This is a genomic window from Pararhodobacter sp., from assembly GCF_036802785.1.
Classification (GTDB): Bacteria; Pseudomonadota; Alphaproteobacteria; order Rhodobacterales; family Rhodobacteraceae; genus Pararhodobacter.
On the sequence record NZ_DAIRVN010000018.1, the window covers coordinates 1 to 12,251 of the forward strand.

Genomic DNA, 12,251 nt, shown 5'->3' on the forward strand with positions numbered 1-12,251 from the left:
CACCCTCATCAGTCCCGTGAACAATGCCGTCAGGGCCGCCTTCAGGCGCGCCGGGACCAGACAGGGTCTTGGCTTCTTCGGTTTCGGTTTTTGAATTATCCCGGGTCATCCTGATACCTCTTGAACACTGGCCACTCCCGGCCCTCTGCCCTTTCGGTAAACGCCGATTGGGGTAGCAGAAAGCCTTGATTGTGGCGAGAATCTGGTATTTCAGGGATAATTCTGGCGATTGTTTCCGCCCGAGGCGCGCCGAACTGAAACGCGCTCAGCCTTGCCTTTCACCCTGACGCATTCCCCTGAGCAAACCCTGCGCCCGGTGTTGCGCTATGCTTCAGTGCCGGGGCGCGCCGTCATTCCCATCGGAGGGGTCTTCCGCAGCGTCATCGACCTCCAGCGCTTCGCCGTCGCGGCCGGGAAGGGCATAATCGGCGCGCAGCCAGTGCGCCAGATCGACATCGGCGCACCGGCGCGAGCAAAAGGGGCGATATTCCGGCGCGGCGGGCTTGCGGCAGACGGGGCAGCGGGCATTCATGGCGTCGCCCACAACGCCAGCGGCTGCCGGTCGCGGCGGCGCTGAAGCTCAAAATTGCCAAGCGGCGTCCAGCCTGCCAGCGTGGTTTCCACGCCATCGGGGCGGAAAGCCTTGCGCAGGGTTTGTTCCAGCACATGGCGGTCCTTCTTCGGGCAGGGTGCGAAATCAATCACCACCTGCCCGCCAAGGCCACGAAGCCGCAGCTGGCGCGGCAGTTCGCGGGCAGCGGCGATGCAGGCTTTCAGCCCGGCAGCGGGGGAGGTATCGCCGCCGGTGTTCACATCCACTGCCACCAGCGCGCGTGTCGGTTCAACCGCCATCGAGGCCCCGCCGCCCAGCGCAACCTCAGCGCGCAGCAGGGTGTCGATCTGATCGCGCACGCCGTGATGCTCAAGCGCATCCGCGCTGTCATCAATCAGCTCGGGCGTGCCCCAGTCGCGCCATGCCAGTTCATGCGGGCCGGGCGCATCCACCAGCAACTCGGGCGGGCCGGTGATGTCCGCCAGCACGGCCTGCGCCAGATCGCGCATCTGTGTGACGTCAGCGGCGATCTCGTCCGGTTCGGCATCGGCGCAGGCAGAGCGCAGGATCAGGCCCAGATCGGCCCCCGCCCCGGCCATCGCCTGCGTCGCCAGCGCCGTCAGTTCAGCGCGCAGATCTTCGTCGCGGAGAGCGCGCGAAATGTTCAGGCCCGGCGCGCCGGGGGTGACAATCGCATAGCGGCTCTTGAACATCAGCCGCAGGCTGAGCGGCAGCGCCTTGCCCGGCTCGGTCACGCCCGAGACCTGCACCAGCACCCGCTGACCGGGGGCAAGGCCCTTGGGCTGGCGCAGAAAGCCGCGCTCGCCGCCCGGCAGGTCGATGAACACACCGCCCAGCCCCTTGACCGGCCGCCCCACGACGCCGCGCAGGATGGCACCGGGCGCCAGCCCGTCATAGGCCAGCGCCAGATCGTCAAGCTGTCCGTCCACCAGAAAGGCCGCCACTTCGCGTCCCTCAATCTCGCCCAGAACGATCGCATCGCCCTTCATGCCCGCCTCCGATACCCTGCCGCCTGCAACAGATGCGCCGTTTCCGCCAGCGGCAGGCCGACAACCCCGGTGAAAGAGCCCGATATCCACGGCACAAGCGCTCCGGCGAGGCCCTGAATGCCGTAGCCGCCCGCCTTGCCGCGCCATTCACCGCTTTCAAGATAGCTGTTCAGCTCAACATCCGAAAGGCGGCTGAGCTTGACAGCCGTCACCACCTCGCGCTGCCAGAGGCGCTCGCCGCAGCGCACCGCCACAGCGGTGATCACCGAATGCCGCCGCCCGCCCAGCGCGATCAGAAACTGCGCAGCCTCGGCAGCATCCGCGGGCTTGCCCAGAATGCGGCGGCCCAGTGCCACGGTGGTATCGGCGCAGAGCACGATTTCATCAGCGCCCCGGGGCACCGCCGTCACCTTTTCAAGCGCCATGCGGGCACAATAGGGGCGTGGCAATTCGCGGGGTGCGGGGGTCTCGTCGATATCCGCGGGGCGGATGTCATCGGGCACGATACCAATCTGCGCCAGCAATTCCAACCGCCGCGGACTGGCCGAGCCTAATACAAGCTTCATCACTTGAAGCGATAGTTGATCCGGCCCTTGGTCAGATCATAGGGGCTCATTGCAACTTGTACGCGATCGCCTGCCAGAACACGGATGCGGTTCTTGCGCATCTTGCCTGCCGTATGTGCGATGATCTCATGGCCGTTCTCCAGCTCGACCCGAAACGTCGCATTCGGCAGGAGTTCCTTGACGACGCCGGGAAATTCGAGCAGTTCTTCCTTGGCCATGGTCACTCCATTGAAAATTCTCCCGCAGTGGCGCGGGCGCCGTTTAGATGGACCTTAACGGGCAGAAGTTCAAGATTTAAGTTGCACCAACGGGACAGCGACCTTTTCCGCCTGTTCCGCCCAGTCACGATGGTTGAGAACCACGCCGTCCGCCCGGGTTTCCGCGATCTGTGCGCGGGAAATGGTGGCAAACGTCCAGCCCGGCACGTCAGCGCCCCCTTCGGCCAGAATGCCGGTATCCGGCCAGCCCCGGTCCGGCGGGCCGTAAAGTGCGGCGCGGCCAGTGTTTTCCTCGACACCCACGCACCATTCGGCCTTGCCGACCAGCGGCGCATGCACCGCCACGCACTGGTTTTCCAGCGCCCGCGCCATCGCGCCCACACGGACCCGGGTAAAGCCGGCCCAGGTTTCGGTGCAGCTTGGCGCGAGCAGAATTTCGCATCCGGCCTCGGCCAGTTGCCGCGACAGCAGGGGAAATTCGCTGTCATAGCAGATCACAACGCCGATCTTGCCCAGAGGGGTCTCAAAAAGCGTCAGCCCCGCGCCTGCGACGACATCCCAGTCCTCACGCTCGAACCGGGTCATCATCTGCTTGTCCTGATGGCCGATCACCCCGTCGGGGCCGTAAAGCGTGGCGCGGTTGACCGGTCGCTCGCCCGCATAGACCGGGCCGGAGCCTCCGAGGATATGCACCCCATGCGCCGCCGCCAGCCGCGCATGCAGCGCATCCACCGCCGGGCGGTGGCGCGCCACCTCGCGCAGCGCACCCTCCAGATCGGCGGCAACGGCCTTGCCGCCCAGACTGGCCAGTTCCATCGCCCCATATTCCGGAAAGACCAGAAGCGCGGCGCCCTGCCCCGCGGCTTCTGCCACCCAGCGCGCAATTTTGGCCTCATAGGCCCCGAAACTGTCGAACCAGTCCAGCGGATAGGCGGCAGCGGCGATAGTGACCTGATCGCTCATGTCAGTTCCTTCATCCAGAATTGCAGGGGCTTGGCCGTCTCGGCGCTCTGGCCGATGTCCTTCCAGCGGAATTCAGCGACCACGCCGGGCAGCGGCGCATACCCCCGGCTGCGCCAGAAGCCATCCAGCGGGCGATAGGAGGCGGGCCTGAGCGGGTGGTCCTCGGAGCGCACGACCCCACAAAACGCAACATATTTCCTGCTTATTTCGCGCGCATGCGCCTCACGAATGTCAAAAAACCGATGCCCGGCGCCTTTCCTGCGATATTCCGGCAGCAGCACGGATTCGGCGCAATAGAAAATGTCAGACAGCGGCAGCCCGGTCGCGGCAAAGGGCGCAGCGAAGTCTCCGGCATGGTCCTCCATCGGTGTGCCGGTCGCAGCACCGACCAGAGAGGCGCCATCAAAGGCACCGGCAAGCACGGCCCCGGGGCTGTCGCGGTAGGTCTGCAGATACCGGCGCTCATAGGCTTCATCGCCGTCATACAGATAGGGCCAGGCGCGGAACACGGCGATGCGCAACCGCGCCACCTCATCAAGCACCGCGTCCAGCGCGGCCCCGGTCAGGGCCTCAACCCGCAGCGTCATACTGAAACCTGATCAACCCAGTCCTGCAGGTTGTAATAGGTCGTCACGCGGGTGATCTTCCCACCGGCAAACGCAAAGAAACTGCCCGCAGGCAGGACATAGCGCTGCCCCTTCGCTTCCGGAAGGCCGGGATCAGTTTTCAGATACACGCCATGCACCACAAATTCAGCCGCGCCCCGGCTGCCGTCTTCGCTGGCGAAAATCACGATATCCTTCAGCTCTTCGCGGTAGCTGACGCCCATATGCGCACAGAATTCGGCAAATTTCGCGCGGCCCCTGCGGATAGCGCCCTGATTAACATGGTGTTCGATATCGTCGCTGACCAATGCCAGCATCCCCTCGGCATCCCCGGCATTGAAGGCGGTGTAATAGGCGGCGATCAGGTCTTGCGCGGTTTTCTGGGCAGTCATCGGGTCTGGTCCTCGGTTGGTGGCCCGAAACGGGCAATCATGCGGCTGCGGATCTGGTCGCGGGTCTGGCGATAGGCCGAAAGCTTGGCCTCGCGGGTTTCGCCCAGCCCGGAAGGGTCCATGATCGGCCAGTATTCGACATCGATATGGGCATAGCGCGTCATTTCCAGCGCGGCGCGCTGGCTGGCAGGTGACAGCGCGACGATCAGATCAAAGCCGGAAAGGTCGTCGCCCCATTGCGCCATCTCCTCGAAACTACGCGAACGGTGGCGCGACAGCTCGATGCCGATCTCGGCGCTGGCGGCGATGGCGAAACCGTCGATCTCCAGATCGCTATGCACCCCGGCTGACTGCACATAGGCGCGTTGGCCGTAGTATTGCTTCATCAGCGCCTCCGCCATGGGCGAGCGCACGGCGTTGTGGTCGCAGCAGAACAGAACGGACTGGGGAAAACCTGCACCCAAATCAGCCCCCGCGATCAAGCACGCAGATCAGGGTGAAAAGGCGGCGCGCGGTATCGATATCCACTTCAGCCTTGCCCTCAAGCCGCTCCTGAAGCACCCGCGCGCCCTCATTGTGGATACCGCGCCGCGCCATGTCGATCGCTTCGATCTGGCTGGGCGGCAGGCGTTTGACGGCATCGAAATAGCTGGCGCAGATCTGATCGTAATCCTTCACCACCTGTTTGAAAGGCCCCAGGCTGAGGTGGAATTCGGCCACCTTGTCGCCGCTCTCCTGCGCGATATCCACGACCAGACGTTTCTCGCGAATCGCCAGTTCAAGGCGGTAGGGCCCCTCCGGCACCGGGCGGTCATCGCGCGGCGGCAAGGCAAAGCTGTTGTCCTCGATCAGGTCAAAGACGGCCACCCGGCGCTCCTGCTCCATTTCGGGCGTGGGCGCAGGCAGGCCGGAATCGTCGATCTCGATATGGCAGATACGGTTCATGGGGCGTCCGTCGGCAAGGTCGGTCCCGTTTGATGCCTTAGCGCGCGGGGGGGATCAAGGCGCGAATTGCACCCTGCCTGATCTGCCCTGCCCCCCATCACCTTGCCGGAAACACGCTCGGGGTGAATTGGCCGCAGGCCAAGAGGGGGCAAAGCCCCCATCTCAGGCCGCTCCGCCCGGCACCGGCGGCTCACCCCGCGCCGGGGCTGGCGCTGTCACCGGCGCGCGACCCCAAAGCAGCTTGGCCACCACGATCGCCCCGATGCAGACAGCCGAAAAGGCGTTGGCCACGATCAGCGGCATGTCGACGCGCATCACCCCATAGGCCAGCCACAGCAGGATCGCGCACAAGAAGATCAGGTTGGTGGGCAACGACAGATCGGCCACCGCGCGGGTGCGCAATGTCTTCCATGTCTGCGGCAGCCAGCAGACCGTGCCCAAACCCGCCGCCGCGTAACCGATGAAAAGCGCCGGATCGCTCATGCCTGCCCCCGGTTCAGCCGGTCAAGCCGGGCGCGCACACTCAGCCCGTGCGCCTGCAGGCTTTCCGAGATCGCCAGCCGTTCGGCAGCAGGCCCGATGGCCGCAAGCGCCTGCGGCGTCATGCTGGCGATGGTGGTCCGTTTCATGAAATCAAGCACCGAGAGCCCCGAAGAAAAGCGCGCAGAACGCGCGGTGGGAAGAACATGGTTTGGCCCGCCGATGTAATCGCCGATGGCTTCGGGCGTCCAGTGGCCAAGGAATACCGCACCCGCATGACGGATTTTTGGCAACAGCGCGTCAGGGTCATCAACACACAGTTCCAGATGTTCCGGGGCAAAGCGGTCTGACAGCATCGCGGCCTCAGCCAGATCGCGCACCACGATCACCGCGCCATGCGTGCGCCAGCTTTCCCCGGCAATGGCACGGCGTTCCAGCGTTTCCAGATGCTTTTCCACTGCCACCGTGACCGCGCGTGCCTCATCCTTCGAGGTGGTGATCAGGATCGACTGCGCGCTTTCGTCATGTTCGGCCTGGCTGAGCAGGTCCAGCGCGATCCAGTCCGGATCGCCGGTGCCGTCGCCGATCACCAGAATTTCCGAGGGTCCGGCGATCATGTCGATCCCCACCCGCCCGAACACCCGCCGCTTGGCCGCCGCGACAAAAGCATTTCCCGGCCCGGTGATCTTGTCCACCGGCGCGATGGTTTCGGTGCCATAGGCCATCGCCGCAATCGCCTGCGCGCCGCCGATCCGGTAGATCGTTTCCACCCCCGCGATGCGCGCTGCCAGCAGCACCAGCGGGTTCACCGCCCCATCCGGCGTGGGAACGCAGATCACCAGCTTCTCAACCCCGGCAACCTGCGCCGGAATGGCGTTCATCAGCACCGAGGATGGATAGCTTGCCAGCCCCCCCGGCACATAGAGCCCAGCCGCCGCCACCGCAGACCAGCGCCAGCCCAGACTGGCGCCTTCCGGATCGGTCCAGCGGGCATCGGCGGGGCGCTGGCGGATGTGATAGGCGCGGATACGTTCAGCGGCCAGTTCCAGCGCCATGCGGTCTTCGGGCGGGACGCGCGCGCATTCGGCCTCAATTTCCGCCGCGCTGAAAGCCAGCGTTGCGGGCGTCAGTTCAAGCCGGTCGAAGCGCGCGGTCAACTCGATGACCGCGTCATCGCCGCGTGCACGCACATCGGCGATGATGGCGGCGACGGTGTCATCGACATCCTGCGCCTCTTCGCGTTTGGCACCGAGAAGGGCCGCGATCGCGGTATCGAAACCGTCATCGCGGCTGTCTAGAAGGGCGGGCATGGTGGTTTCCTGTAGATGGGGCCGTCGGTGGGGGCCGTTCAGAGGGTGCCGTGATCAGAGGTTGCCGTGATCAGAGGTTGCTGTATTCAGTCCGGCCCATGTTCCGGCGCGCGCCGCGAGGGCGCGGCATAGGGGCGGGTCACATCGGCCAGCATGGCATCAAGGCAACCCACATCCAGCGCAATCGCCCCGTCACCGGCGAAGGTCAGCAGCACACGGCCGGGGCTTGCCGAATCGCTGCCATCGGTGGCGGAGAATTCCACCGCCAGCAACGACAGAACCGTGTCAGGGTCGCGCCTGTCCAGCCCCTGATGCGCCACGCGGGTGACATCGGCGAAATCCAGCACCGCGCGCACCCGCTCAAAGGCGCGCCCGGCAGATTGCGCTGCCGCACGGTCTTCCCAGCGGAAACGGTTGAGCAGCAGCGAAAAGCGGCGCTGGCGGGCGCTGTAGCTCAGATCCTGCGCGCTCAGCACCGCATCCTGCACCAGCGCCGAGACCACCTTCAGATCCTCGCTGTCGCGGGCGATCAGCCGCAGCGGGCGCTCCTGTCCATCCTCGAACCGGGCATCAGCCATGGTCGGGCGTTCCTTCCTTGTCAGGGTTCTTGTCCTGGCTGCGCGCACGCGCCTGCGCCTTGCGACGCGCCAGATTGGCCTTGAGCGCTGCCTTCAGCCGCTCATCGCGGACCTGCCCCGCCTTTTCAGGCGGATTTGTGGCACGGCGGCCGGCAGGGCGTGTCGGGGTGTTCGGCATGTTCATGCTGCCTGTCTTAGCGCAAGGTTGAAAAACCGTCCAGATTACCCTTGCGCGGGGTTTGAATTGCGTCTATCCAGCCGCCCGGAGACGATGCTGTGGTAGCTCAGTGGTAGAGCACACCCTTGGTAAGGGTGAGGTCGAGAGTTCAATCCTCTCTCACAGCACCATCCTTTTCCGCCCAGTCCTGCCCTTCAGTGATCACCCGTCAGGCCACGCCGGGCCGGGTTTTCGCGGCTGCTCCCCATCCGCGCCGGATCAGACAACCAAAGCGTGCGCATGGCCTACCGCGCGGAAGGGCCGCGCCGGATTTACATTTGCCGGTCACTTGAGTACCAGCTTCAGCGTGACAGTAAGCAGGTTGGTAGCATGGCGATTTCGATGAGTCTCGATGAGCAGTTGCAGCTGATTGCAGGGTCGGGGCAGGTTCATGGTGGCTGGTACGCCAATACTTACCCGGATGTCGCAGGCAGCGGTCTGTCAGCGGCAGAGCATTATCTGCGGCTGGGTGCCGAGATGGGCCGCAACCCGCGCAGCGGGTTTGACACGCGGTATTACTGCGCAACCTACCCCGATGTCGCGCAAAGCGGGCTTAACCCGCTGGCACATTACATCCTCTTTGGCATGAAGGAGGGGCGGCGCACCCGTGCCGATACGGGCGCTGGCGGCTCACCCGAACCGATCAGGGCCGTGCGCCAGAAACTGCTGAGCTTCGGTCTGACCTCGCGCGCAGAAAACGAACTGAAGCACTTTGCCGGGCAAGGTGAAACACCGGCCGAGCGCCTTGTTGCCGCGCATGAACTCGCGCTGTGGAACATGCGCCGCAAATCGGCCAAGGGCTATGAGGCCGCGCTGGAATACATCGCCCTCGCCCATCAGAACGGCCCGGACCTTGCGCGCAAAAGCCGCCTGCTGGTGATGGAGCTGCTGTGCCTTCTGTATCTGGGCCGCCGGGAAGAGGCGGCAGAGCGGTTCCGGCAAGGCGGCATGGACGGGCGGGTTTCAGCCGATGTGCTACTGGCCTGGACCAATTTCTTTGACCGGCCCGAAGACCGTCTGCTGCGGATGAACCTTGTTCTGCGCCGCTACGCCCTCCCCGAAATGGCGCTTCTGCCCGATGACGGGCGTACCGCCTATGACCGCCTGACCCTTGCGCAATCCCTGCCCGCCGTTTCCGGCACCGGCATGCCCAAGGTCACGGTGCTGATCGCGGCCTATGATTGCGCGGATACCATCGGCACGGCTTTGCGCGCGCTGCAGGAGCAGACGTGGAAAAACCTGGAGATCATCGTTCTGGATGATTGCAGCCCCGACAACACCTGCGCCGTGGTCGAGGGGATCGCGGCGGGTGATCCGCGTATCCGGCTGGTGCGGATGGCCGAGAACGGCGGCGCCTATATCGCGCGCAACGAAGGGCTGGATCTGGCGACCGGCGATTTTGTCACCCTGCATGATGCCGATGACTGGGCGCATCCGCTGCGGATTGAAACGCAGGCGCGCTTCCTGATCGACAATGAGGCGGTGATGGGCTGCACCACCCAGCAGGCGCGCGTCAACCCCGATCTGGGCTTCACGCGCTGGACGGGTATGGGCCATTTCATCATCACCAACACCTCGTCCTTCATGTTCCGCCGTGCGCCGATGCGTGAGAAACTGGGCTACTGGGATACCGCCCGCTTCTCCGCCGATAACGAACTGGTCCGGCGCATGAAAAAGGTGTTCGGGAAACAGGCCGTGGTAGACATCAAATCCGGCCCGCTGGCGTTCCAGCGCGATTCCGGAAGCTCCATCGTTGCCGATGATGCGCTGGGGATAAACGGCTTCCTGTTCGGTGCGCGCAAGGAATATTTTGACGCGCAAAGCCAGTATCATCGCACCCATGAAGATCTGCGCTATGAGAAGGACCCGGCGAAGCGGCGCTTCCCGATTCCCGCCATCATGCGGCCGGACAAGCACAAACTGCCCGCCAAACGGCATTTTCCGGTGATCATCGCCTCGGATTTCCGCATGTTTGGTGGGAGCGTCGCCTCCTGCCTTCAGGAGATACGGGCTGCCAAGGCTGCGGGTTACCGCGTGGGCCTGTTCGAGATGTATCGCTATGATCTGGGTGACCGGACTCGTCCGGACATGCTGCCTGAGGTCCGCGCCGAGATCGACGGCGATCAGGTCCAGATCCTGACCTATGGCGAAGAAGTCTCCTGCGATCTTCTGCTCCTGCGTTATACGCCAATCCTCCAATACCGCCACCGCTACCTGCCCACCATCAACGCGGCAGAAATCCGCGTGGTGATCAACCAGCCGCCAATGAGCGACTACACGAAAACCGGCATCCGCCGTTACCAGTTTGAGCGTTGCGCCAGCAATCTGCGCCACTACTTCGGCAAGGACGCCACATGGCACCCCAACGGCCCGATGGTCCGCGAGGCGATCCTGACCCACCACGGCGATGAGCTGAAGCACATCACCCTCTCGCCTGATAACTGGGACAACATCATCCACCTGCCCGACTGGCGCCGCCCGGCCCACACGCCGGGCACCGGCGGCAAGCTGCGCATCGGCCGCCATGCGCGCGACAATTTCGTGAAATGGCCCAGCACCCGCGAAGACCTGCTGGCCATCTACCCCGAGGCCACGGATATCGAGGTGCATATTCTGGGCGGCGCTGACACGGCTGAGGCGATGATCGGGCATATGCCTGCGAACTGGGTCGTGCATGGCTTCAACAAGCTGCCGCCCAGGGATTTTCTGGCGGGGCTGGATGTGTTCATCTTCTTCGCCCATCCCGACTGGGTGGAATCCTTCCCGCGCAATGTGCTGGAAGCCATGGCGGTCGGCGTCCCGGTCATCCTGCCGGAAAGCCACCGCCCTCTCTTCGGCGACCGCGCCCTCTACGCCACCCCACAAACCGCCATCGACACCGCCCGCCAGCTCTGCGCCAACCCTGCCGCCTATGACGCGCAGGTGAAAAAGGCGTCGGATTATCTGGAGGAGCATTACAGCTATGCGATGCATGCGCGGCGGCTGGCTGGTCTTGGGGTGAAACATAAGGCAAGCAACACCTATGACTGACACCACAACAATCGCGTTCCTTGTCACACTGTACGGCACGGTTCAGGGCGTCGGATTTCGCGCGCGCGTTCGTCACGCCGCCAATCAGCGCAAAGTTTTCGGCTGGGTTCGCAACCGGAGGGCGGGACATGTGCAAGCCCATTTCGAGGGCCCGCCGCAGCAAGTCAGGCAGGTGCTTGCTGATATACAAATGTTCGAAGCGGATATTACGGACTGCGTGATTAGCAAGGCACAGCCCTGCGCCTATGCCGACTTCCAGATCGTCAAGACTTCGGATTCGGCTGCAATGGCCGAAGTACTTCTGGATGCGGGCCTCAAGCGCGCATCGGTTTTGACCCTCGAATATGTTGACCTCGAGCAACAGTTTCGTGAAATCATGGCCCATATTCCCAAAAGCAGGGCAGACGATCTGAAACATCTGGCGCAACATATACCGTCGCGTTTTCTGGGGGAGCCACTGGTTCAGAGGCAGAAAATACTTCCGTTTGCGCTGAAGGATTTCACATGCTCATTCGCTTGTGAAGCATGGTCTCAGAAAGTCATGAACTCTGCGATGTCGCGCGCGGGTACGAAATCAGCCGAAGCACTTCTGGACGACAAGACCAATGGACAAGCATTTGCGCGTCTGTTGGGGCTGCGTGTTCCGAACACATATCAAAATGGGGTTTCCCTTGCCGAAGTGCGCCCTAGGCAAGGGATTGTGGTGAAACCTTCGCGCGCCGCAAGTTCCAAAGGCGTTTATTCTTTTCTGTCGAACGACGCGATTTACAACCTGGGAGCGAACACCGCACTTAGCTCCTTCGCAGAGTTTATTGAGGATGCAAAGAAGATTCCCGATAAGCTCGGCCGCCCGGACAGCTGGATGGTTGAAGAACTCATCTTGAACGAAGATGGTTTCCTTCCAAACGATTTGAAAATGCTGACTTTTTATGGAGAAGTGGCGCTGGTTCAAGAAGCGACACGCTTACCCACCCGGATTTGCTATTACAATCGAGACGGGCACAGTGTTCGGACAGGCCGCTATGAGGACCGGGCATTCGAAGGAACCGGCGTTCCTGCGGAATACATCGAATTGGCAGAGAAAATCAGTCTGAAGGTTCCTATCCCGTTCATGCGGATAGATTTCCTCAAGTCTGCTGAAGGGCCGGTCTTTGGAGAATTTACACCGAAACCGGGAAATTTTCAGGGTTTTGATGCGCCTACTGATGCTCGGCTAGGACGGTGTTACGCTGAGGCACGAGGGCGATTGATGGCTGACCTTCTGAAGGGCAAGGCATTTGAAGAGTACAACGCCTTTCTTGTGGCCCATAAGGCTGCGAAGTCCCAGATATTGAGTGGCTGAACCTTGGTTCCGGACATTTCTCAAGAGGGATCTGAGGCTTTC

The 12,251-nt window shown here is 63.1% G+C and carries 15 protein-coding genes and 1 tRNA gene; 3 read left to right on the top strand and 13 right to left on the bottom strand.

From position 1 onward, the window contains the following. Positions 1 to 331: 331 nt before the first annotated feature. The 13 genes from V7Q53_RS08450 to V7Q53_RS08510 form a co-directional block, all read right to left on the bottom strand. Positions 332 to 532: a DNA gyrase inhibitor YacG gene (locus V7Q53_RS08450; protein WP_333828096.1), complete on the bottom strand. Its 201-nt coding sequence runs from the start codon at positions 530 to 532 to the stop codon at positions 332 to 334. Next, entirely contained in the window at positions 529 to 1,563 is a 1,035-nt protein-coding gene (locus V7Q53_RS08455) for a ribonuclease E/G (RefSeq protein ID WP_333828097.1), read from the bottom strand. Before V7Q53_RS08455 ends, V7Q53_RS08450 begins: the two co-directional genes overlap by 4 nt. Next, on the bottom strand, positions 1,560 to 2,129 hold the full coding sequence (locus V7Q53_RS08460; RefSeq protein ID WP_333828098.1) for a Maf family protein: 570 nt from the start codon (positions 2,127 to 2,129) through the stop codon (positions 1,560 to 1,562). Before V7Q53_RS08460 ends, V7Q53_RS08455 begins: the two co-directional genes overlap by 4 nt. Then, positions 2,129 to 2,347 carry a translation initiation factor IF-1 gene (gene infA / locus V7Q53_RS08465; protein ID WP_333828099.1) on the bottom strand — a complete coding sequence of 73 codons (219 nt, stop codon included), beginning with the start codon at positions 2,345 to 2,347 and terminating at the stop codon, positions 2,129 to 2,131. The genes V7Q53_RS08460 and infA overlap by 1 nt, the downstream gene beginning before the upstream one ends. Before the next feature lie 69 nt (positions 2,348 to 2,416). Next, positions 2,417 to 3,310, bottom strand: a complete 894-nt coding sequence (locus V7Q53_RS08470; RefSeq protein ID WP_333828100.1) for a carbon-nitrogen hydrolase family protein — start codon at positions 3,308 to 3,310, stop codon at positions 2,417 to 2,419. Further along, a complete protein-coding gene (locus tag V7Q53_RS08475) occupies positions 3,307 to 3,897 on the bottom strand; it encodes a GNAT family N-acetyltransferase (RefSeq protein ID WP_333828101.1) in 591 nt (196 codons plus the stop codon). The genes V7Q53_RS08470 and V7Q53_RS08475 overlap by 4 nt, the downstream gene beginning before the upstream one ends. Beyond that, complete coding sequence (locus V7Q53_RS08480; RefSeq protein WP_333828102.1) at positions 3,894 to 4,307, bottom strand: ketosteroid isomerase-related protein; 414 nt, start codon at positions 4,305 to 4,307, stop codon at positions 3,894 to 3,896. Before V7Q53_RS08480 ends, V7Q53_RS08475 begins: the two co-directional genes overlap by 4 nt. After that, entirely contained in the window at positions 4,304 to 4,771 is a 468-nt protein-coding gene (locus tag V7Q53_RS08485; protein ID WP_333828103.1) for an arsenate-mycothiol transferase ArsC, read from the bottom strand. Before V7Q53_RS08485 ends, V7Q53_RS08480 begins: the two co-directional genes overlap by 4 nt. A gap of 1 nt (position 4,772) precedes the next feature. Then, complete coding sequence (locus V7Q53_RS08490; RefSeq protein ID WP_333828104.1) at positions 4,773 to 5,252, bottom strand: UPF0262 family protein; 480 nt, start codon at positions 5,250 to 5,252, stop codon at positions 4,773 to 4,775. Positions 5,253 to 5,414: 162 nt separating this feature from the next. Continuing rightward, entirely contained in the window at positions 5,415 to 5,735 is a 321-nt protein-coding gene (locus tag V7Q53_RS08495) for a SemiSWEET family sugar transporter (RefSeq protein ID WP_333828105.1), read from the bottom strand. After that, on the bottom strand, positions 5,732 to 7,042 hold the full coding sequence (gene hisD, locus V7Q53_RS08500) for a histidinol dehydrogenase (RefSeq protein ID WP_333828106.1): 1,311 nt from the start codon (positions 7,040 to 7,042) through the stop codon (positions 5,732 to 5,734). Before hisD ends, V7Q53_RS08495 begins: the two co-directional genes overlap by 4 nt. An 86-nt stretch (positions 7,043 to 7,128) precedes the next feature. After that, complete coding sequence (locus V7Q53_RS08505) at positions 7,129 to 7,620, bottom strand: DUF2948 family protein (protein WP_333828107.1); 492 nt, start codon at positions 7,618 to 7,620, stop codon at positions 7,129 to 7,131. Continuing rightward, positions 7,613 to 7,804, bottom strand: coding sequence for a hypothetical protein (locus V7Q53_RS08510; RefSeq protein WP_442954424.1), 192 nt, complete (start codon positions 7,802 to 7,804; stop codon positions 7,613 to 7,615). Before V7Q53_RS08510 ends, V7Q53_RS08505 begins: the two co-directional genes overlap by 8 nt. An 89-nt stretch (positions 7,805 to 7,893) precedes the next feature. Between V7Q53_RS08510 and V7Q53_RS08515 the strand changes: the two genes are divergently transcribed. The 3 genes from V7Q53_RS08515 to V7Q53_RS08525 all read left to right on the top strand — a co-directional run bounded on the left by V7Q53_RS08515 (position 7,894) and on the right by V7Q53_RS08525 (position 12,209). Continuing rightward, positions 7,894 to 7,968, top strand: a tRNA-Thr gene (locus tag V7Q53_RS08515). A gap of 199 nt (positions 7,969 to 8,167) precedes the next feature. Then, entirely contained in the window at positions 8,168 to 10,867 is a 2,700-nt protein-coding gene (locus V7Q53_RS08520; RefSeq protein ID WP_333828108.1) for a glycosyltransferase, read from the top strand. Beyond that, complete coding sequence (locus V7Q53_RS08525; protein ID WP_333828109.1) at positions 10,860 to 12,209, top strand: ATP-grasp fold amidoligase family protein; 1,350 nt, start codon at positions 10,860 to 10,862, stop codon at positions 12,207 to 12,209. Before V7Q53_RS08520 ends, V7Q53_RS08525 begins: the two co-directional genes overlap by 8 nt. Positions 12,210 to 12,251 lie beyond the last annotated feature (42 nt).

Excerpts from the sequence above, each read along its gene's own strand:
- V7Q53_RS08510 (WP_442954424.1), bottom strand. The coding sequence starts at position 7,804 with ATGAACATGCCGAACACCCCGACACGCCCTGCCGGCCGCCGTGCCACA.
- V7Q53_RS08520 (WP_333828108.1), top strand. The coding sequence starts at position 8,168 with ATGGCGATTTCGATGAGTCTCGATGAGCAGTTGCAGCTGATTGCAGGG.
- V7Q53_RS08495 (WP_333828105.1), bottom strand. The coding sequence starts at position 5,735 with ATGAGCGATCCGGCGCTTTTCATCGGTTACGCGGCGGCGGGTTTGGGC.
- V7Q53_RS08490 (WP_333828104.1), bottom strand. The coding sequence starts at position 5,252 with ATGAACCGTATCTGCCATATCGAGATCGACGATTCCGGCCTGCCTGCG.
- V7Q53_RS08460 (WP_333828098.1), bottom strand. The coding sequence starts at position 2,129 with ATGAAGCTTGTATTAGGCTCGGCCAGTCCGCGGCGGTTGGAATTGCTG.
- V7Q53_RS08450 (WP_333828096.1), bottom strand. The coding sequence starts at position 532 with ATGAATGCCCGCTGCCCCGTCTGCCGCAAGCCCGCCGCGCCGGAATAT.
- V7Q53_RS08475 (WP_333828101.1), bottom strand. The coding sequence starts at position 3,897 with ATGACGCTGCGGGTTGAGGCCCTGACCGGGGCCGCGCTGGACGCGGTG.
- V7Q53_RS08455 (WP_333828097.1), bottom strand. The coding sequence starts at position 1,563 with ATGAAGGGCGATGCGATCGTTCTGGGCGAGATTGAGGGACGCGAAGTG.
- V7Q53_RS08505 (WP_333828107.1), bottom strand. The coding sequence starts at position 7,620 with ATGGCTGATGCCCGGTTCGAGGATGGACAGGAGCGCCCGCTGCGGCTG.
- infA (WP_333828099.1), bottom strand. The coding sequence starts at position 2,347 with ATGGCCAAGGAAGAACTGCTCGAATTTCCCGGCGTCGTCAAGGAACTC.
- V7Q53_RS08525 (WP_333828109.1), top strand. The coding sequence starts at position 10,860 with ATGACTGACACCACAACAATCGCGTTCCTTGTCACACTGTACGGCACG.
- V7Q53_RS08470 (WP_333828100.1), bottom strand. The coding sequence starts at position 3,310 with ATGAGCGATCAGGTCACTATCGCCGCTGCCGCCTATCCGCTGGACTGG.
- V7Q53_RS08480 (WP_333828102.1), bottom strand. The coding sequence starts at position 4,307 with ATGACTGCCCAGAAAACCGCGCAAGACCTGATCGCCGCCTATTACACC.
- hisD (WP_333828106.1), bottom strand. The coding sequence starts at position 7,042 with ATGCCCGCCCTTCTAGACAGCCGCGATGACGGTTTCGATACCGCGATC.